The 20260-nt window shown below is 37.6% G+C and carries 21 protein-coding genes; 13 read left to right on the forward strand and 8 right to left on the reverse strand.

Features of this window, described 5'->3' with window-relative positions; genetic code table 11:
- The first annotated feature begins 107 nt into the window (after window positions 1–107).
- The 3 genes from ACM03V_RS14055 to ACM03V_RS14065 all read left to right on the forward strand — a co-directional run bounded on the left by ACM03V_RS14055 (window position 108) and on the right by ACM03V_RS14065 (window position 2845).
- Window positions 108–1124, forward strand: coding sequence for a DUF2891 domain-containing protein (locus tag ACM03V_RS14055; RefSeq protein ID WP_414621515.1), 1017 nt, complete (start codon window positions 108–110; stop codon window positions 1122–1124).
- 65 nt (window positions 1125–1189) lie between these two features.
- Entirely contained in the window at window positions 1190–2101 is a 912-nt protein-coding gene (locus ACM03V_RS14060; protein ID WP_414621413.1) for a hypothetical protein, read from the forward strand.
- 21 nt (window positions 2102–2122) lie between these two features.
- The gene (locus ACM03V_RS14065) at window positions 2123–2845 is read left to right on the forward strand and encodes a M48 family metallopeptidase (RefSeq protein WP_414621414.1); all 723 of its coding nucleotides are present in this window, start codon (window positions 2123–2125) and stop codon (window positions 2843–2845) included.
- Here the strand turns inward: ACM03V_RS14065 and ACM03V_RS14070 are convergent.
- Window positions 2788–3114, reverse strand: coding sequence for an amidase family protein (locus ACM03V_RS14070; RefSeq protein WP_414621415.1), 327 nt, complete (start codon window positions 3112–3114; stop codon window positions 2788–2790). The genes ACM03V_RS14065 and ACM03V_RS14070 overlap by 58 nt on opposite strands.
- Between ACM03V_RS14070 and ACM03V_RS14075 the strand changes: the two genes are divergently transcribed.
- From ACM03V_RS14075 to ACM03V_RS14085, 3 genes are all read left to right on the forward strand, one after another.
- Complete coding sequence (locus ACM03V_RS14075; protein ID WP_414621416.1) at window positions 3114–3260, forward strand: TetR-like C-terminal domain-containing protein; 147 nt, start codon at window positions 3114–3116, stop codon at window positions 3258–3260. The two genes, ACM03V_RS14070 and ACM03V_RS14075, sit on opposite strands and share 1 nt — an antisense overlap.
- A 381-nt stretch (window positions 3261–3641) precedes the next feature.
- Window positions 3642–3896, forward strand: coding sequence for a type II toxin-antitoxin system Phd/YefM family antitoxin (locus tag ACM03V_RS14080; protein ID WP_414621417.1), 255 nt, complete (start codon window positions 3642–3644; stop codon window positions 3894–3896).
- Between the two features lie 52 nt (window positions 3897–3948).
- The gene (locus tag ACM03V_RS14085) at window positions 3949–5100 is read left to right on the forward strand and encodes a GNAT family N-acetyltransferase (RefSeq protein ID WP_414621418.1); all 1152 of its coding nucleotides are present in this window, start codon (window positions 3949–3951) and stop codon (window positions 5098–5100) included.
- A gap of 774 nt (window positions 5101–5874) precedes the next feature.
- On the opposite strand, the gene ACM03V_RS14090 is transcribed toward ACM03V_RS14085, so the two are convergent.
- The 4 genes from ACM03V_RS14090 to ACM03V_RS14105 all read right to left on the reverse strand — a co-directional run bounded on the left by ACM03V_RS14090 (window position 5875) and on the right by ACM03V_RS14105 (window position 10709).
- Window positions 5875–6021 (reverse strand): SUMF1/EgtB/PvdO family nonheme iron enzyme, encoded by a 147-nt coding sequence (locus ACM03V_RS14090; RefSeq protein ID WP_414621419.1) that lies wholly within the window; start codon window positions 6019–6021, stop codon window positions 5875–5877.
- A 225-nt stretch (window positions 6022–6246) separates the two neighbouring features.
- The gene (locus ACM03V_RS14095; protein WP_414621420.1) at window positions 6247–7437 is read right to left on the reverse strand and encodes an SUMF1/EgtB/PvdO family nonheme iron enzyme; all 1191 of its coding nucleotides are present in this window, start codon (window positions 7435–7437) and stop codon (window positions 6247–6249) included.
- A 65-nt stretch (window positions 7438–7502) separates the two neighbouring features.
- Window positions 7503–8342, reverse strand: a complete 840-nt coding sequence (locus ACM03V_RS14100) for an effector-associated domain EAD1-containing protein (protein WP_414621421.1) — start codon at window positions 8340–8342, stop codon at window positions 7503–7505.
- 894 nt (window positions 8343–9236) lie between these two features.
- Window positions 9237–10709 (reverse strand): protein kinase domain-containing protein, encoded by a 1473-nt coding sequence (locus tag ACM03V_RS14105; RefSeq protein WP_414621422.1) that lies wholly within the window; start codon window positions 10707–10709, stop codon window positions 9237–9239.
- A 212-nt stretch (window positions 10710–10921) separates the two neighbouring features.
- Between ACM03V_RS14105 and ACM03V_RS14110 the strand changes: the two genes are divergently transcribed.
- On the forward strand, window positions 10922–11401 hold the full coding sequence (locus ACM03V_RS14110; protein ID WP_414621423.1) for a gluconokinase: 480 nt from the start codon (window positions 10922–10924) through the stop codon (window positions 11399–11401).
- 284 nt (window positions 11402–11685) lie between these two features.
- Here ACM03V_RS14110 and ACM03V_RS14115 read toward each other — a convergent pair whose 3' ends face one another.
- The gene (locus ACM03V_RS14115; protein ID WP_414621424.1) at window positions 11686–12657 is read right to left on the reverse strand and encodes a carbohydrate kinase family protein; all 972 of its coding nucleotides are present in this window, start codon (window positions 12655–12657) and stop codon (window positions 11686–11688) included.
- Window positions 12658–13012: 355 nt separating this feature from the next.
- On the opposite strand from ACM03V_RS14115, the gene ACM03V_RS14120 reads away from it, so the two are divergent.
- The 6 genes from ACM03V_RS14120 to rfbB all read left to right on the forward strand — a co-directional run bounded on the left by ACM03V_RS14120 (window position 13013) and on the right by rfbB (window position 18503).
- Window positions 13013–13276, forward strand: coding sequence for a helix-turn-helix domain-containing protein (locus tag ACM03V_RS14120; RefSeq protein WP_414621425.1), 264 nt, complete (start codon window positions 13013–13015; stop codon window positions 13274–13276).
- Window positions 13277–14011: 735 nt separating this feature from the next.
- Window positions 14012–14674, forward strand: a complete 663-nt coding sequence (locus tag ACM03V_RS14125; RefSeq protein WP_414621426.1) for a DUF6391 domain-containing protein — start codon at window positions 14012–14014, stop codon at window positions 14672–14674.
- 298 nt (window positions 14675–14972) lie between these two features.
- Entirely contained in the window at window positions 14973–15545 is a 573-nt protein-coding gene (locus ACM03V_RS14130) for a hemerythrin HHE cation-binding protein (protein ID WP_414621427.1), read from the forward strand.
- Window positions 15546–15738: 193 nt separating this feature from the next.
- On the forward strand, window positions 15739–16140 hold the full coding sequence (locus tag ACM03V_RS14135; protein ID WP_414621428.1) for a DUF2809 domain-containing protein: 402 nt from the start codon (window positions 15739–15741) through the stop codon (window positions 16138–16140).
- A 151-nt stretch (window positions 16141–16291) separates the two neighbouring features.
- Window positions 16292–17284 (forward strand): glycosyltransferase, encoded by a 993-nt coding sequence (locus ACM03V_RS14140; protein ID WP_414621429.1) that lies wholly within the window; start codon window positions 16292–16294, stop codon window positions 17282–17284.
- 157 nt (window positions 17285–17441) lie between these two features.
- Window positions 17442–18503, forward strand: coding sequence for a dTDP-glucose 4,6-dehydratase (rfbB, locus tag ACM03V_RS14145; RefSeq protein ID WP_414621430.1), 1062 nt, complete (start codon window positions 17442–17444; stop codon window positions 18501–18503).
- Between the two features lie 69 nt (window positions 18504–18572).
- On the opposite strand, the gene msrA is transcribed toward rfbB, so the two are convergent.
- Complete coding sequence (gene msrA / locus ACM03V_RS14150; RefSeq protein WP_414621431.1) at window positions 18573–19229, reverse strand: peptide-methionine (S)-S-oxide reductase MsrA; 657 nt, start codon at window positions 19227–19229, stop codon at window positions 18573–18575.
- 215 nt (window positions 19230–19444) lie between these two features.
- Window positions 19445–20215 (reverse strand): HpsJ family protein, encoded by a 771-nt coding sequence (locus tag ACM03V_RS14155; protein ID WP_414621432.1) that lies wholly within the window; start codon window positions 20213–20215, stop codon window positions 19445–19447.
- Window positions 20216–20260: the final 45 nt, after the last annotated feature.

The following is a 20260-nucleotide window of genomic DNA, read 5'->3' on the forward strand; positions in this document are numbered from 1 at the left end:
GCGGTAGTTCAATTCCCTCCTCCAACGAGTTATTTTTCCGCTATTCTATCTTGATCGACTATATTTTTAGCATACTAAGAAGTGAAGAGCCATTGTTAATGTATAACATGAAAATCAACGAAACCACCGCATCAAAATTAGTAGAATTAGTTTTAAACTGTGTCGAATGCGAATATCCCCACAGTAATATCTACTGGCTGAATAGCGATGAAGATGTCAAACCACCGCGTGAATTAACTCCCGCTTTTTACGGCTGTTTGGATTGGCATTCATCGGTACACGGGCATTGGTTACTTACTCGTTTAGCTCGTTGTTTTCCTGGAGCGTCTTTTAGTTTATTAGCCAAAGAGGCTTTAAATAAAAGTTTAACTCCTGAAAATATTGAAGGAGAAGTATCTTATTTCAAACGTCATCCCCGCTTTGAAATTCCTTATGGTGTGGCTTGGTTATTACAACTTGCTGCGGAATTGCACGAATGGGATGATGATTGTGCTAAACAATGGCGAACAATATTGCAACCATTGGAAATCCAGATAGCAGACAACTTACAGCGGTGGTTGGATAAATTAACGATTTGCGATCGCACTGGGATGCACAAACAAACTGCTTTTGGATTGAGTTTAATTTTAGATTGGGCAATTACTACGAAAAATACTGATTTTATTAATTTAATTGAAACTAAAGCAAAACAATTTTATCTAGATAATAAAAACTATTCTTTACGATTTGAGCCACTAGGATATGATTTTCTTTCACCTTCTCTTGCTCAAGCGGATTTAATGCGACGAATACTGACAAAAAATGATTTTTCTGACTGGTTAACTGAATTTCTTCCAGATATATCCGTTGATAATACAAATTGGTTAAAACCCGTTCAAGTTGATGATTCAGAAGACTATATGCAAGCTCATTTCTATGGACTAAATTTGAGTAGAGCTTGGATGTTAGAGGGAATAATTTCTGGATTACCAAATCAAGATAAGCGAATAAATACACTGCAAAATACTGCTACTATTCATCGTCAAATTGGGTTAGCAAACGCCGTTAGCGAACATTACGCTGCTAGCCATTGGTTGGGAACTTTTGCTGTTTATTTAACAACTTCCCGTGGTTTAAATATTTAATTCCCTATTAATTGTAAAATCATCATGCAGCAAAATTTCAGAATATCAAAATTTAAAAAGCCTTTATGACTCGCTTCCCTTACGATCAATTTGCCAAAGACTATCTTAAAGAATTATTACAACCTTTAGGAGAAGTCGAAACCAGCCGCAAAGTACCAGCCGAAATTACAGAAATTGACGTTTATTTCGTTCCCTCATCCCAGCCCACCGTAGATAAAATAGAATTAGGATTATTAGGGAGACTTGCCGATAAAATAGCACTATTTGAACCTTATAGAAACGCAGTTAAGATTCCAGAAATCCGTAGCTGCATGAAGAAAGTGTTCTATGTAATATCCGAAGTAGAGCGCGAAAACAAAAGAGACAATATTCCAACAGTGGAAGACGAGCTTCCCAAAGTATGGATATTAACACCTACTGCATCTACAGCAATCTTGAATAGTTTCAACGCTATTCCAGACGAAGAAAATTGGGGTAAAGGAGTATATTTTCTCGGTGAATCTGCCAAAATTGCTATTGTCGTCATCCATCAACTACCGCGCATCCCAGAAACATTGTGGTTGCGACTTTTAGGAAAAGGAAACGTGCAAAAGCAAGCTATAAATGAATTACAAGCATTACCCCCAGATAATCCATCGCGAGCCAAAGCAATTGATGCAGTATTAAGCTTGAGAAGCATCTTAGAAATCACCCAAAATCAAAACCAAGATATTAATGAAGAGGATAGAGAATTAGTCATGGCATTATCACCAATTTACTTACAACAATTAGAAGATGCAAAGCAAGAAGGAGTTCAGCAAGGAGTTACAACAGAGCGACGTACAGTAATTGAAAATCTACTGCAAATTCGTTTTGGTTCTGATGAAGAATTAAGTACAATTATCGAACCAATTTCAAGACTATCACCCCAGGAATTTACTCCTTTACTGCTACAGCTATCTCGCGAGGAATTATTAAATCGGTTTCGCCAACAATAAACACAATAAAAAAACAAATTAATGCCCGTTTTACAAATCGGTGAAACCAGTATTGATTATACAATCCGTTACAGCAAACGCAGTAAGAGACAGCGGATTATTGTTAGTTTTAAAGGGGTAGAAGTTGTAGCACCAATTAATACCCCTGAAGAACTAATTACTAATTTTGTAGATAGTAAAAAATGCTGGCTATTCAAAACTGTTACGGAAACAATTATCAAATATCCGCCAAAACTACCCCAACGCTATATAAATGGTGCAGAAATTATGTATCGGGGTAGTTATTTTATTTTGAAAATAGAACCAGCAGATGTAGAAAAAGTGATTATAAAATATGAAAATTGCTTTGATATCCAAGTACCACAATATTTAAGTGGAAATGAACAAGAAGCAGCAATAAAACAAGCATTAATTGATTGGAAGCGCGAGCAAGTTTATTTTGAGATTCAACAATTTGCTCAAATTTACGTTAAAAAACTCAACATTCAACCCAAATCTATCAAATTATCCCAACAAAAACGAGCTTGGGGAACTTGTTCGTCAAAAGGAAGTATTCGGATAAATTGGCGTTTAGCTGACGCATCTTTATCAGTATTAGAATACGTTATTGCTCACGAACTTACTCACCTATTGCACCACAATCATAGTAAAGACTTTTGGCAAGCTCTTGGTGATATAATGCCAGATTATAAACAGCGTAAAGCCGATTTGAAAGCATGGGAACTTGAATTACCGCTTTTATAAAAACTCCGCGTTACTCTGCGTATGCCTCCGCGCTCCTCTGCGTTTAAAAAAATATAATCCATACTCGTAGTATCGCCAATATGTCCGCTAGTCGGAACTCTTCTATCCGTCGGCTTAAGTCCATATAATCCGCAAAAGTGAGCCGGGTGACGAATCGAACCACCATTATCAGAACCCAATTCAAAAGCCGAAAAACCGGCTAAAACTGCTGCCGTTTCAGCAAGGTATAGAGGGTTACGATTTGACTGAAAATCAACTGATTGATGCAATGCGAATGGTTAACGCTGCGATTTACGGTTTTATTAGCGTCGAGCAAGCGGGAATGATGACTTTTGAGCGATCGACTGATGAAAGTTATGAAATTATGCTTGATGCTTTGATTGTGGCGATCGGGTATATTCGAGGTGGGGGATAGGGAATTTTATATCTTAATTATTTTGGCTGGATTCATATCCGCAGCGAATAGCAAAAGTCCATGATTTACCATCATTAGCTCAGACAATGGTAGATGCAGCAAATCTTAAAGAAAGTGTAGAAGAAATGCAAGAATTAATTGAACAAGATGAACGAGAAGGTTTGTATTAAGTGACAAGTAAGTGGTTCAAATTAAATCTAAAACCTCACCCTCAATCCCTCTCCTTACTAAGGAGAGGGAAGCCGGAGGCAGGGTGAGGTTCTCTTTCTTATATTTAATTACGCCTGACTACTTATTAGCCCTTTCACAGGTTAACTAAACTCATCAACTACAATTAAATTAAGTACAACATTCCCCACAACATTATTTTAGAGTTATAAAATGCAACAAATAACAGTCCAAGAAATCCAACAAAATCCTTCAAAGTATCTAAACCAAGTTGAAGCTGGTGAAAGTTTTATTATTGTCCAAGAAGACAAGCCTATTGCCGAACTGAAACCAATTACAACAAACAAAAAACCATCACGACCATTTGGTTTATGTAAAGGGGAATTTACTGTACCTGATGATTTTGATGCACCTTTACCAGATGATATTTTAAATATATTTTATACCAATCCAAAATCCAAAATCTAAAATCTAAAATCCAATGCCCCATGCCCAATTCCCAATTACCAATTAATTATTCATGTTTAACAACTCGTCATTCGATTTCATGGCGATTATTTACGCCATTCTCAGCATTGACACCATTTTGCGTTTATTCAATAATTGGGGTTCTTTCTGGGATGATAAAGTAACTGCCAAAGATAGATTTTTGTTAGAAAGAGTTGCGGTATTTATTCTAATTCCTTTAGGAGTATTTTTTCACGAAGTCGGACACGCTTTAGCTACTTTACAGGTAGGTGGTGAAGTTCGAGAATTTCAATGGCGAGTTGCTTGGGGTTATGTTATCGCTGTGGGAAATTTTCTTCCTGTAGAATCTTGGTGGATTGCGTTTAGCGGTAATTTAGTTTCAATTGCTCTGGGTTTTTTGGCAATTTTAGCGGTACCTTTAGTTAAAAAAGCAGTTTTAAAACATTTATTTTATACCTTTTCTCAAGCAGAATTAGTTTACTCGCTGGTGGCTTATCCGCTGTTTTCATTCACTGCCTTTCGAGGAGATTGGGTAAAAATATACGATTTTTCGGTAAAACCCTACGCTCAAATAACTCTGGGAATACATCTATTCCTTGTTTTTACTCTGTGGTTAAATTATAAAACTCAGTGGTTGGCAAAGTTGTTGAAAATACCCAGTTTAGATAAAAATAGTATTGACGAAAGTATTAACGAACAAATCATTACTCAAACCGAACGTTTAATTATTCGCGAGTTTCAAGTTTTAGATATTGAAGCATTAGCGCAAATTATGGCAAAGCCGGAAGTAATGCAATTTTCACTTGATGGTGTATTATCAACAAAACAAACAGCGGTGAAAATTCAAAGCTTTCTTGATTCTTATCAAAAATATGGTTATGGAAAATGGGCGGTAATTCATCGTCAAAGCGGACGTTTGATTGGTTATTGCGGGATTGCGGTTGAAGAAATCGAAGGTAAGTTTGAAAATGAATTGGGTTATAGAATTGATTCGGAGTTTTGGGGACAAGGTTTAGCAACGGAAGCAGCTAATGCTTGTTTGGAATATGCTTTTACTAAGTTTAATTTTGATTATGTTTTGGGAATTGTAGAACCAGAAAATCAAGCTTCAATTAGGGTTTTAGAAAAAGTTGGGATGGAATTTGTTAAGGAATCTACGTGGTGTGGGAAGGTTGTTTGTATTTATCAGGTGATGCGGGAATAAGTTAAAAATCGTTTAATTTGTATAAGTAGGTTGGCACCAATAAATATAACTATGTAACGAAATGTAAAAAAGATTGAAACCCTTGCGATGAACCGCAGCTCCGCTGAATGCAACCGAATGCCTCGTCGCAATGACAAAATATAATCACGTTTATTTACACCCACCTACTTATAGGGGTTCTGAGTTGAGTTCAATTCATCTGATATCTTGCACCAATGTCGTTAAGCCTTCACAACCGCCTAGAAATCAAAATCATCGGCTAATATACAAAGTACGTTAAAACGTACTAAAAGCCTTGCTCAGTCTTATGAAGGAAGACTTCGTATATTAGCCTGAGAATTTATTCTAAGGCGGTTGTTGAGAATGGTGCAAGATGTCAGATTCATCTAAGAGTACTCCACAAAATAACTGATCTAAAATCCGTCATTGCGAGCGAAGCGAAGCAATCCCAGTATCATGCGATTGCTAACGTCGTTCCTCCATTCCCTAAGAGGGAACACTCCGTGAACGCAATGACAAGGCTTTGAGCGATTTGGTCAATAGTTAAAAACCTATTCCCAGGTAGGATTTCAGGACTTCTCTGTACACGATAGCCTTGCCAAAAAGAGGGTGAGGTAAAAGTTTATTAAAAAGCAGCAAAATTAGATGAGCCGAACAACTCTTCGACTTTGCAGCCTACCAAGCTATCCGACTCGGTTTTATATTCGGAGATTGTTAACAATCTCACTGGAGCAGGTCTGGACTCTTATAAAGGTACGCTCGATGAATTCCCATTCACCAACTCTGACACATAAGAGTGCTGGAGGAAGCAACGACAACCCGAAACCCGATGTTGTTGTTGGTGTTATCGCGCTCGTTCCTATTGCGATACGCACTACGGCAGTTCCTCGGATTGTTGTTCCACGAACCGCCACGCAGCATTCGGAATTGCCAACCCCACTATCCAATTTAACACGATAGTTGCAATCTATAATCTATAATTTTGTGTAACTACTTATTTCTATATACCACTTGATTAAATCGTGGTTTTTCTCTATTATAAATAAGTTAGGTCATCGAGCTCCTCAAAAAAAATTCGCTCTTCGCGCGAAACAAAAAGAGAAAAGTAAAGAAGTGTAAAGGCCAAAAGGGTTAAAGTGCAAAGGGCTAAGAAGTCCTGGAGGACGCAACCACAACCCGAAACCCGATGACGTTGACGGAGTCACCGTGCCCGTACCTATAGCGATACGCACTACGGCAGCACCTCGGACTGCAGTTCCACGAACTGCCACGCAGCAGTCGATAGCAATTATCATTCTCAGCTTTTATACAACTATCTCCATTAAATGGCGCACCGTTATAATTTTCATGCCAAAAATCCTGGCACCACTCCAATACGTTCCCATGCATATCATATAAGCCAAAGGCATTAGCAGGGAAGCTATCAACATCTGTGGTTTGTCTTCTAAATTCGCCTTTGGATGCAGAACCATAAGTATAATTCCCATCATAGTTCGCTAGATCAGTGGTGATAGTTTCACCAAAGTAAAATGGGGTAGTCGTTCCAACCCGACAAGCATATTCCCATTCAGCTTCGCTAGGTAAGCGATAGGTTTTTCCAGTCCTTTGAGATATTCTAGCACAAAATTCGACTGCATTATCCCAACTTACACATTCAACAGGTTTATTTATCCCTTTGAAGTGAGAAGGATTTTCACCCATGATTGTTTGATACTGTAGTTGGGTAACTGGAAATTTACCCATAAAAAAGAGTGGAATTGTGACAATGTGCTGTGGTCCTTCCCGATCAAAACGTTCTAGTTCATCCTTTGGGGAACCCATAAGGAAGCTACCACCAGGAATTTTCACCATTTCTAAGAATACACCGTTACCTAAATCTTCCTTAAAAGACTCGGCTCGTCCGCGACTAGGGTTGATTTCACAATTGCTTCGGAAAATTCCAGATTTGACGATTAGGCTAGCTGTTTCAAATTCAAATGGCTGAGTTTGAATAGTAGGATTGCGATGGGGAGGATTCGGTGGGGAAAAGGGTAAGTTTTCCGAGGTATTTGATGAAAATTCTTCAGCTATAGCTTTTAAATATTCATTTCCAGGAGTTTTACTAATTGCAGCACAAACTAAGCCTTTAAGCCATCCCTGAGCTTCTGCCGTACAGATTAAATTATATACAATTTCTTCTAAATTACTACCCCCTACAATTACATCCAAGTTGTGTCCTAATTCATCATCAACCATCATCCTTAATTGAGTGATGTTTGGATAAGCACTAATAATAGCTTTTCGTAGTTTTTGTTTACGCTTATCAGTTTGTTGATTTATATCACCATTACCATACATAAATTTATCTTAATAATTACTTTTAGCAGTATTAATCAAAGCTACTGTAAAATAATAAACTATTATTATTCCTTTTTCTTCAAAACTGGTATAGAACCTTGTGAAGGATTTTCCATTTGAATCGCTACCATACCTTCATCAAAAGCTCGTTGAAACACATCTTGGTTATTTGAAATGTAACCCAGCCCATCATAAAATCCCTCAGAAAATGCAATTGCTGGATTGTCTAGAATTGAGTTATTCATACCAATTACATAATTAATATATTGACTAATTGTCTGGGCAGATTTTTCTGAATGACAAGCATTAAGCAGCACGCATTTAACATAATCAGCGTGTAACTTAAACAAAGATGCTAAAGCGGATGGTGAAACTGACTTATTATTTCCGCCATCATCTTCTAAAATCAAACTACCATCTTTCTCACCATGACCGCAGAAATGAACGATTTGCGGTTGTTCTTCAGCAATTGCTGTACGAATAACTTGAGGAAGTACAGCAGTTCTAATCTTTACTTCAAATATATCTCGATTCCTGGCTCTTTCTATAGCGGATTGAATTTTCCGAATTTCTTTACCTAAAAGCAATCCGTGGGGTATTGCTTCCAAAATCAATATTGTTTGTTGCTGAGTGCTTTGTCCCAATTCTTCAGCTACAGCTTTTAAATATGAATTCCCAGGATTTGATTCAATTGCACCACTAACTAAATCTTGAAGCCATCCCTCAGCTTCTGCCGTAATGATTAAATTAAAGACAACTTCTTGTAGGTTACTACCCCCTGCAATTGCATCCAAGTTGTGATTTAATTCATCATGAACCATGATCTTTAATTTACGGATGCTTGGATAAGCACTGAGAAGACCTTGGCGTAGTTTTTTACGCTGTTCGCCACTTAGCTTTGTCATTTTTTTTTATTAAGCAAACTAAATCTATAATTATAGAAATAACATATTGACAAAGGTTAAATTTTCTGACTTAAGCAATAAATTGCCAATATTCTAATAGACATCTCCGGAAATGAAAAAAACCTCTCTCCAAACCTCTCTCCTGCAAGGAGAGAGGCTTTAAAACCCCACTTCCCTGCTCCGGGAAGGGGGGTAGGGGGGCTCGCGGTTTGCGTGTAATTTTAAACCATAGAAATGTTTTCCGGAGATGTCTAATGTATTTATAGGTTCAGGTTCGCTCTACTTATGCAGTTGGGGTTTAATCTTAATTATGTGTTGAGAATTGTAGAATCAGATAATCAAGCTTCAATTATAATCTTAGAACAAATTGGGATGGAATTTATACAATAGTCTAGATAGTCTACATGGTGTGGGAAAATTGTTTATATAGCGGTTTTCAGTTCAATCCAATACACTCGAAACCTGACCCCACCCATCCTACGGACACCCCTCTCCTTAACAAGGAGAGGGGATGGGGGTGAGGTTAAGCCCGTATTGCATCCAAATAAAAACCGCTGTATATAAGAGAATGTTTTAAAAGTATCGTTTTTAGCCTAATTATCGGTTTATCCCCCCTTCCCCCCTTATAAAAGGGGGGTAACGGCTCCCCCTTTTTAAGGGGGATAATGGGGGATCTAAAAATTTGTGGTTGTATTTATGACTTTTCAAACATCCTCTAAGATTGCCAACAATCCACCTCAATAAATCAATTTTATTTTTTTAGTAAGTAATAAATTTAACCATTTAAGCCGAAAAATAGTAATTTAACTGAGAAAATCCTGGGGTTATATAAATCATAATTGTAAAAATTGCTGCAAATACCAATTACCAATTACCAATTACCAATTACCTCTCTCAATCCTTAAGAATCCGCTGTTCAAATTCCTTCGCTCTTTTGCGATTGGGAATTCCAGTCATCAACCTTTCAACAAGTTGCTTTGGAGTTAAATCTGGATTTTCTTCTAAAGTATCTCTAATTACGACGCTAGCAAAAGGCCCCACAAAACTGCTAAATTCTCTACGACAATAATCTAGAAAATCTGGGTGACTAATTGCGGGGGTGGTTGTCAAACTTGAAACGGATTGAGTTAGCTTTGATGGTTGTTCTGTTTTATATTGTTTCAAAAGTTTGATGTTACTTCTAAAACTTTCTGCTCTTTGGGCATCTGGAATTTTTTGAGCTAAAACTTCTACAAAATCTTTGGACACAATATCGGGGTTTTCTGCCAAAGTTTGTTCCATCACCATGCTAGCTAAAGGCCCCACAAAACTAGTAAGCTGTTGCTTACAATAATCTACAAATTGTGGGTTTTGAGAAACTGGTATTTGTCCGAGTAATTCAAAATTATTCGTATTCTCCGCATTCTGCTGCTCGTTTTGCTGGGTTCTTCTCGGTAAAATATTTGAAATAATGCCACCTAATGACATTTTTGGCTTTAAGTTATTATTAGTAACCGTCTGATTAATATTAGTATTAACGCTTCGATTATTCTGAAGTTCTGTTATTACTTCCGTTGCCGATTGATAGCGTTCGCTGGGTGCTGATGCCAACATTTTATTAAGAATGCCAGCTAAAGATTTACTAACATTTACATAAGATTGCCAATCCCAGTTTAAAGAATTATCTATTAATGAATGCGGCATTTTCCCAGTCAAAAGAATCAGCGCACTCACAGCAAGCGCGTACATATCGCTTGAAGGATAACAATGTCCTAAACGCAATTGTTCCGGTGGAGAATAACCCATTTTTCCTACTACCGAAGCTTGTCTAAAGGATTGCGAGGAATTATTTAAAAATAGCTGGGTAAACTTCTCTTTCACCACTCCAAAATCAATCAATACGGGTTTTGATCGATCCTTGGGAAGCATGACATTTTCTAACGAAATATCGCGGTGAATAATATTGCAACCGTGAATATATTCTAAAACTGGCAGCATATCCAAAAGCCATTCTCTGACTTCCGCTTCCGAAAATGGCTTACCAGTTTGAGAAAGGCGATCGCATAATATTTCCAGATAAGTTTTGCCGTCAATATACTCTTGAACAATAAATAGTTTTTCCTCGTGAGTTAATAAAGCCAAAAACTGAGGAATTTGTTGATGTTTAATTTGATATAGAACTTTTGCTTCTCGTTCAAACAGTTCTTTTGATTTAGTAATAACGCCCTCGTTTTGGGTATCCGGTAAGAACTCCTTAAGCACGCAGGGTTCGTTAAAACGCTGATTATCCAAAGCTAAATAAGTTCTGCCAAACCCACCCCTTCCCAGAGTTTTCTGAATAAGATAACGATTATTAATAAGAGTTCCTGGATTAATTTCAGCGCTCATTTTCAAGTTATTATTTAGTGATAAATATGATTTCTAATTAAATAGGGTTAAACTCTAACGGTTTATGCATCAAATTGTACCTGAAATATTATAAATTAAGAAGGAATTGAGCAAAAGTCTTTGGTATAAATATGATACATTATTTCAAATTTAGTATCAAAATGATACATTATTTTTCCAAATAAACAGTAATTTTAGCTTTAAATTTATTGATGATTATTCTTGTCATGGGCGTTTCGGGTTCCGGTAAAACTAGCGTCGGTGAAAAACTGGCAGAATCGTTAAGTTATAAATTTGCCGATGCTGACGATTTCCACTCGCTAGAAAATATTGATAAAATGCACAACGGTATCGCCTTGGATGATGCGGATAGATTACCGTGGCTGCAAAAAATCCAGGATGCAATCAAAAAGTATCTAGAAGAGAATAAAAATTTAGTCTTAACCTGCTCGGCTTTGAAAGAAAGTTATCGTCAGATGCTTTTGATAGATGGTGAATCTGTAAAGCTAGTTTATCTCAAAGGTTCATTTGAATTGATTCACAACCGCTTAAAAGAACGGTTAAATCACTTTATGAGCGAAAAACTTCTCGAAAGTCAATTTGATATCCTTGAAGAACCATTGAATGCTATTACAGTAGATATTTCGCAGCCGCTTGAAGATATTGTACGAGAGATTTTAGAGAAATTGTGATGGGAATTTTTTGGTAAATATATGCTAACTAAATAGTGCAGTAACGCCGAATTATGCAACCTTTTTATTTACCCAAAATGCCGATGTTGGGTTACGACACAATAATCATAAATTTACTATTGCCTTTCAAATTGAATTTCGTGTCTAACCCAACCTACCTACTGCGAGGAGAGAGGTTTTGATTCTTACTCCCCTTCCCTTGCTCTTATGGGGTTGGGGGTTAGGTTTCCGAGATACCGGAAGTATAGAATAATCTCTCTCTACCTCTTAAATTTAATTCTTCTTCAATTTTCCTGCAAAAACTTTTCTACTTCCTCTGCTGTAGGCTGAGAAGCGATCGCACCGGGTTTTAATGTAGTCAAAGCTCCCGCAGCGCTAGCATAAGCAATAATTTTCTTCACTATTTCTGCATCCTTTAAATTTTGTACGCCATAATTCAACAGTTGGTGAACAAAACCAGCGACAAAACTATCTCCAGCACCAGTTGTATCAACTACAGGAACGGAAAAAGCTGGAAGTTTATCTTCGTTTTCACCGAGACAATAAGCACAACCTTTATCTCCATCGGTGACTAATACTCCTTCTAAAGTGTTGACTCGGTAAGTAATTGCCCCGGCATCATAAGTATCAAACAATAATTCAGCTTCTTCTTTAGCAAGTTTGAGAAAATCTACTTTTTTGATTAATTCGCGAATTTTGTCGGGAGCAGCATCGGGATTTTTCCAAAATACATCGCGCCAGTTGACATCGAGCAAAATCTTCACATTGTGTTGAGAAGCTAACTCTAAAGCTTGGTGAACTGCTGCACCAGTTTCGGGATAAGCTAATTCTAATGTTCCGATCGCTAAAATTTCGGCTGTTGCAAATAGTTTTTCTGGCAATTTGGCAGCTTTAAGACGAGTATCGGCAAATGTTGCGGTGTCATAATCTTTAAATCCAGAAAAAACGCGATCGCCATTTTGTTTCCGCGTTACTAATACTTGTCTCGTAGGTGCCTCGGGATGACGCTGCACCCCAGTTGTATCTACACCAACTTCTTCTAAAAGCTTGACTAATTCGTTTCCGGGTTCGTCTTCACCTACTGCGCCGATAAATCCTGATGACGTTCCCAACTTAACTAAAGCACAAGCAACATTGGCTGGTGCCCCTCCTGGGTAAGAAGTCCACGATTCAACTTCACCTAGCGATCGCCCTAATTGATCGGCAAGCACGTCATATAGTATTTCACCCAAACATAAAACACGGGGATTGCTCATTTCCTAACCACTTTTTAAATTTTTTAAGAGAAATTCTGTATAAAACCTACACTAATATTTAGTACTGCTAAAGCAATGCTTCATACAAATAAACAGCAAAATTGTTTGATAATTGTTTTGCTTAACTCTTGCATCCCAAGTTTCCCAACAGTAATAACTCTAATTTTTTTTTCTATATAAAGTTAAAATAAATACTAATATAAAATACTGTATAGCTATCTACTGAAATAATAAAGAAATTATAGACAATCGTATTGCACTAAACAGTTGAAACGCCTACCAGTAAAAGAATCTTCTACAATGGGAGCATGGCAATTGAGTACATTTACCACTTATCGGGAGGATGGAAATTATAATGGCTGGTGGCGAGTCTCAGACCCCTGTTAGTCTGTCAGACAGAGAACTGCAAATAATCGACTTAGTGGCCACTGGCTTAACTAACCAACAGATTGCAGTGAAACTGGAAATAAGTAAGCGTACTGTTGATAACCATATCAGCAACATTCTTACCAAGACACAAACCGAAAACCGAGTTGCTCTTGTCCGTTGGGCTTTGCACTGGGGTAAGGTTTGCCTAAACGATGTTAACTGCTGTTCTATCCCTCAACCGCAGGATTAAGCGGCAATGATGACAGTTATTTTTTGTTTGTTTTGATTGATTGCTGCCTTCCTTGTCTCCTCACGCTTCACTTTCGGTGCTTGACTCATCTCTAATACGCGCAATCGCAGGGTATTGATCTACGCGCATACAGTTAGCAGCAATCAATCCCCGTCCGACTAACAACGGACGGGTCAATTTTTACTTATATTTTTACTTATATTTTTACTTATATTTTTACTTATATTTTTACTTATATTTTTACTTATAAAAATTATTTTAAAAATCACAGGAATGGCCGCAACCGCAACCAAAAAGTAGGCATTCCCAACTCTAAGATCCCCCCCCTTAAAAAAGGGGGCTTTGCGTAAGTCCTAAATCAAAATAAAAAAAGAGAATGGGGAATGGGGAACGGGCAAGGGGTAATAGGTAATAAAAAATGGGAAACAGGAAATATAAATAAATAATTAAAATTCTAAATTCTGTCTTTATAATTACCTGGTAGATTCATAACCAAATTATTAAAACAAATAAAGATGACTAAAATAATTTATTGTCTGCTTTCAAAATTTTTAATATAGCGATAGCTTAAATAATTAGAATATTCCCCATTCCCCGTTCCCAGTTCCCTCTCCCCCCTTCTTTGAATTTAATCTAGTCTTAATAATCAATAAAAATTAGCAATAATTCCTTTTCCCAAAGGTAACATGAGAGTGGAATATATCTTACCTACCCAGGTGGGAGGAGCGATGAAGAATGGATACCTCAACTTTACAATACGGTAGTGACCTATCTTTTGACTTTTTGAATTTGGATTTGATATCACCCTCTCCCACCCAAGATACCGATTTACTAGAACGGTTATCTTTTGTTCCTGGGTTAAAAGAAATTTTAATGCTGCGTCAGGTTCACGCTTTAGAACACGCTACAGTATGGACTTTAAGCAAATCATACGGCTGTGCAACACAAAAATTAAGCGAGCGTGAGAATGTTGATATAGATAATCAGCTTTACAGTGGTTTATCTACAGAAGAAGGATTTTATCTTTATGGTGAAGCCAACATCAGCAACTTGCGACGCGCTGTAAACCTTGCTCTACAAAGGCTCACCAATGGAGATTGGAATTTAGCCGTACATCCTCGCTGCGGAACAAATGCATCAGTTGCTTTTGTTTTGACAGCCGGATTAGCTGTAGGAATGCATTTATTATTACCCCGAGGACCTATCGAACAACTAATCGGTTTAAGCCTAGCTACAACAACCGCAACCGAACTTGCTCCCGATCTAGGCACTTTCTTCCAGCGTCATATTACCACAGCAATTCCTTTTAACCTCGCAGTTGAAAATATCACCTTCAAGCACGATGCAATGGGACGCAAAGCTTATTTTGTAAAACTTAAATGGAAAGAAAGTCAGTGAGCAGTGAGCAGTTAGGAGTTATTAAGGTTAAAGGTTAAAATTCTCCTTGTCTCCTTGTCCCCTTGTCCCCTTGTCTCCCCATCTCCCCCTCCGGGTTGCGCCACTTGCCGCTCCTGTCGGGGAACCCGCCCAACGCAGTGGCTTACCATCTCCCCATCACTCCATCCCCCTAAAGTGGTATTCATGGCTACAAATAAATAACCATTTTCAAAATGCGTTTTAAGTCGCACGAAAGATGAAGCTGATTCATAAGAGCGTGAAACTAGGAGAGGAATTTGATTCAGAGGAAACTTTTTTTATGCCAGCGACATTAACAGATACTCAACGTAAGGCGATCGCCATGAAGCTAGCAGACATGAAAGTGCTGCAAAACCAGATGATTGCTAGCGAACAGAAATTAATCTCGGCTATCAGCGATGGAGAGATTACCAAGCGCTTACAAGATATGCATAAGGATGATCAAGAAAGCTTGGGAACTATCGAAGCAGCAATTAGCAAATTTGGTACTTCATCTGAACCCCAAGAAAAAGTTAAAAACTTCGCTCAAACCGTTGACAAAATGATGGGTGGTAGTGAATTAGACCTTTATGAAAAAGCTTTGCAGCATGAAGGAATGAAGCATCAGTTAGTAATGACTGGTTTGCTCGTACACAAGTGCGCTCAAACTGCTGGAGAAGATTGGGAAGAAGCGATCGATCCTATCAACAAAGTTAATTTCCAAAATCGTGCCCATCAAGAGCAGTTAAAAGCAATCATTTACGCTTTAGGAACTCGCGAATTAGTTGGTAAAGCACCCGATACAGGAATCTGGGCTTCTGTTGAAGATGGAATTGCTGCTGCGAAAGGTGCGTTTAGCGGTTTGGCTAGCTAAGATTTTTGTAAGTGCCTCCATTGATAATGAGAATTAATCCAGGATTGATACAAGTATTCTGTATTAATTTCTCGTCTTCAAAAGCATGAATGAATTAGAATTTAAATATGAAAGCAGAGAATTGATTTGTGTTCTCTGCTTTTTAGTTTTTTTAATGCTATAAAATAGACTCATTTTCATTGCCATATGCAAAATGAATATACCTTTCTTTAAATATCGCATAGCGCTACTAGCGAGCATGATAATTATCGTACCTTTAGGTTATATAGTCAGGTTTTCTCAAGGATTAAACCCAGCATGGCTACATGATGCTTTAGGAAGCGTTGCCTATGAGATATTTTGGGTATTATTATTTGCTTTCCTTTTACCTAAAGTTTCGCCGTTGCATATAGCAATAGGGGTTTGCATAGCCACTTGTGCGATAGAATTTCTGCAACTATGGAAACCGCCATTTTTACAAGCAGCCCGTAAAACTTTACCCGGCAGACTTGTTTTAGGAAATACCTTTGTTTGGGCAGATTTTCCCGTCTATTTCGTTGGTAGTTTTTTCGGATGGCTATATTTACGCTTTCTAAGGTTAAAGGTTAAAGGTTAAAATACTTCTAACTCCTACTCCCTATTTACCTAACTATGCCCTAACGATCTTGCAAAACTTGCATCTTTGTAGTGAGATAGGCTTTATCTGTATCATTCTCTATTCTAATAGGGTATGAGATATTTTAAGGTTGATACCAATTAAAACATCAATGAGAAAACTTTATTTTTTACTTCCGGGGACAGATAAGAAATTTGCTTGTGGTGGTTTGTGGGCAGAATTAAAAACGCTGAATCTTGCTAAACAAATATGTGATGCTGAGGTAGTGACTTATCGTCAAAGGGAAAATGACAAGCTTTTCTTAGATGATGTATTACAACAGCAAAATTTACATGAAGTCATATTCGTAATTAGCTGGGGTTTTGATGTCGCAAAGCTCGCTCCTCGGCTCAAATCTCACAATGTTGTTTATCATGCTCATAGTGCTGGCTATGGCTTCAAACTTCCAGCCAGTATTCCAATTATTACCGTTAGTCGCAATACTTTAGGGTATTGGGGACAATTATCACCTCACAGTTTAATATATTATTTACCCAATCAAATTAGCGATGAATTCAATAATCAAAATCTGGAACGAGATATTGATGTTTTAGTTTTAGCGCGGAAATCTTCTGAATATCTCATGCAGGATTTAGTTCCAGCATTGCAGCAAAAGTGTAAATTAGAGTTAGTTGATTATTATATTGAAGATATTGAAGGATTATTTAGTAGAGCTAAAATTTATATTTATGATTCCGCTGAATACTGGGCACAACAACGAGTAACAGAAGGCTTTGGTTTGCAACCGATGGAGGCTGCTGCTTGCGGTTGTCAAGTTTTTTCCAGCCTTAATGGTGGACTTTCCGATTATTTAGATCCAGGATTTAATTGTTATAAAATTGCAGCTTATTCTAAAGAATATGATATGCAGCGTATTCTGAAAGTGCTGCAAAACTGGTCGCCTTTAACTTTACCTGAAAGCTTTTTTGAAGAGTATCGCCGCGAAAATATTATTCCTCGTTTACAGGTTATTTTGAATGAATTAAACGAGTTTTTCGACCACAAACAAAATCATTCCTCAAATATTAAACCTTTAACAACAATGCGTCTAGCAAAATTATCTACACAAAGAATATTCAATAAGATAAAAAAGAAATTGCAGTAACACCTCACCCTGCCGACCGCTTCCCTCTCCTTAACAAGGAGAGGGATTGAGGGTGAGGTTATTTGATTTAATCCAATTACTTATTTTTCCTTCTCTTCAATCCCTCCCCAAACGAAATGTTAAATTAATTCTGCACGGATACTAGGGAGTAAATTTAATGAGTCGTAGGTTGTTAGTAACGGGTGGTGCGGGGTTTATTGGTTCTAATTTTGTCCATCATTGGTGCGATAATTACCCGGATGACAGGGTAGTAGTATTAGATGCGCTTACTTATGCAGGGAATCGCGCTAATTTATCTTCTTTGGAAACAAAAAATAATTTTCGATTTATCAAAGGAGATATTTGCGATGCTTCTTTAATCAAGGAAATTCTAGAATCAGAAAAAATAGATATTATTGCTCATTTTGCTGCGGAATCTCACGTCGATCGCTCGATTCTTGGCCCCGGTGCTTTCGTGCAAACCAACGTTGTCGGAACCTACACGCTTTTAGAAGCTTTTCGTCAATACTGGTTAGCTCAAAATAAACCCGAAGATTATCGTTTTCTGCACGTTTCTACCGACGAAGTTTATGGTAGTTTAAGTCCAAAAGACCCACCTTTCACTGAAACTACAGCTTATGCTCCTAACAGTCCATATTCAGCATCAAAAGCCGGAAGCGACCATTTAGTAAGAGCTTATTATCATACCTACGAACTACCAACAATAATTACCAACTGCTCCAATAATTATGGGCCATATCAGTTTCCAGAAAAGTTGATTCCCTTGATGTGTATTAACGCTTTATTGGGTAAACAATTACCAGTTTACGGCGATGGTAAAAACGTGCGAGATTGGCTTTATGTTGGCGACCATTGTAAAGCTTTAGATGTAGTAATTAACAATGGATTACCGGGAGAAATGTACAATATTGGTGGTAATAATGAAGTTGAAAATATCAACCTCGTGCATATGTTATGCCAGTTAATGGATAAATTCGCATCTGAGTTACCAATAGAACCTACAGAAAAATTAATTAGCTTCGTCAAAGATAGAGCCGGACATGACCGCAGATATGCAATTAACGCAACTAAAATAAAAACCGATTTAGGTTGGACACCTTCTGTAACGGTTGAAGAAGGTTTGCGTTTAACGGTGCAGTGGTATCTCAACAATAGCGATTGGTGGAAGCCTTTATTATCTCAACAATATCAAGATTACTATCTTAAAGTTTACGGTTAGTAGTTCGTAGTAGGGCTTCAGCCCCTCCGGATTCGGAGATATGATGCGCTAAAGCGCTACTACGAACTTTTAAGAATTCATTACACCGACGGGGCAAGAAACATTAGTACCACCTAATCCACAATAACCATTGGGATTTTTAGCAAGGTATTGCTGATGGTAATCTTCAGCATAGTAAAATTCAGGAGCATCAATAATTTCTGTCGTAATATCCCCATAACCAGCTTCCTTCAAAGCTTGTTGATAAGAATCTTTTGATGCTTCTGCTAACTTTTTCTGCTTTTGAGAATAAGTGTAAATACCCGAACGATATTGAGTGCCACTGTCATTACCTTGACGCATTCCTTGAGTAGGATTGTGGCTTTCCCAAAAAGTCTTTAAAAGCTGTTCGTAACTTACTTTTTTCGGATCGTAAACAACCAGCACAACTTCATTATGCCCAGTCATTCCGCTACATACTTCTTTATATGTAGGATTAGGAGTAGAACCAGCAGCATAACCTACAGCAGTAGTATAAACTCCATCCAACTGCCAAAACTTACGTTCGGCACCCCAAAAACATCCCATCCCAAATACAACCTTCTCCATACCTTCGGGAAAAGGAGGCTTGAGCGGATTGCCGTTAACATGATGTTTCTCAGGCACTGGCATCGATTCCTTCCTTCCCGGTAAAGCTTCTTGGGGAGTAGGCACAGTCATCTTTTTACCAAGTCCAAATAATCCCATCGCTTATAACTCTTATTTATGAAAAACGTCTTAACTTTCCTTCATATTGTAAATACATTGTGTCCAATCGTGCGAGTGTGGAAGGCACTACAAAGGTTAAAGGTTAGGAGTTAGGAGTTGGGAGTTAGGAGTTAGGAGTTAGGAGTTGGGAGTTATGAGTTGGGAGTTATGAGTTAGGAGTTTATATTTCTCCTTGTCCCCCCATCCCCATCCCCCTAACCGCGTCTAGCCCAAGCAGTGCTGCGCCAGATTGTGATAAATAAAGCAGCAGCAACCAGCGCTCCTAAATTCCACTTCACAGATTTTTTAAATAAGTTAAGCCGTTGATTTGAACGTGCGGTTTGCACTTGTGTTTTAAGTTCGCTTTCACCTTGATTAATAAATGTAGAAAGCTGTTGTTTTGCTTGTTGAAATTCTTCCGGACTTTTAATTTCAGGAGCGCTTCCACCGTTCAAACGAGCTAAAAGCTGCTGCATTTGAGCTTCTGTGACAGGGCCATCTAAACTTTTTTTAACTTGCTCAATTACTGATTGTTGTTGTTTTAAGCCAACTGTAATTTGCTCTTGCTGCTGCTTATGAATTCTAACTGTATTCAGAACTCCTAAAGGTACAGTTATAAAATATATAATTCCTAATAATAAAGTTAACCAGGATAGAACTTTGAGGATTATTTCTTCTTTATTGCCTCGTTCGTTTAATCCTGCTAAAAATACAAATGCAAAACCAATTAATGGTACTGCAACTCTTTCTACTAATGCACCAAAAGTTTGAAATTCCCAGTTCGGATTCATAAATCTGGCTGGAATAAACATTTCGATAACATCAAATAATGCCAGTATCAAAAGTCCATAACCTATCCAGCGTATAATTGGTAGAGAATCTATCATTCCAAAGACAAATCTTGAGAAATCATTGGTAGTTTGATTTAGATTTGCTATTTGAGCTAAGAGTGATTTATTTGAGCGATCGCTTTCAATTTGAGACATAAGTTGAATGTAATTTGTGTGGATACTTTTATTTGATGTATAGAA

It is taken from the genome of Calothrix sp. CCY 0018, from assembly GCF_963920925.1.
In the GTDB taxonomy this organism is placed as follows: domain Bacteria; phylum Cyanobacteriota; class Cyanobacteriia; order Cyanobacteriales; family Nostocaceae; genus Rivularia.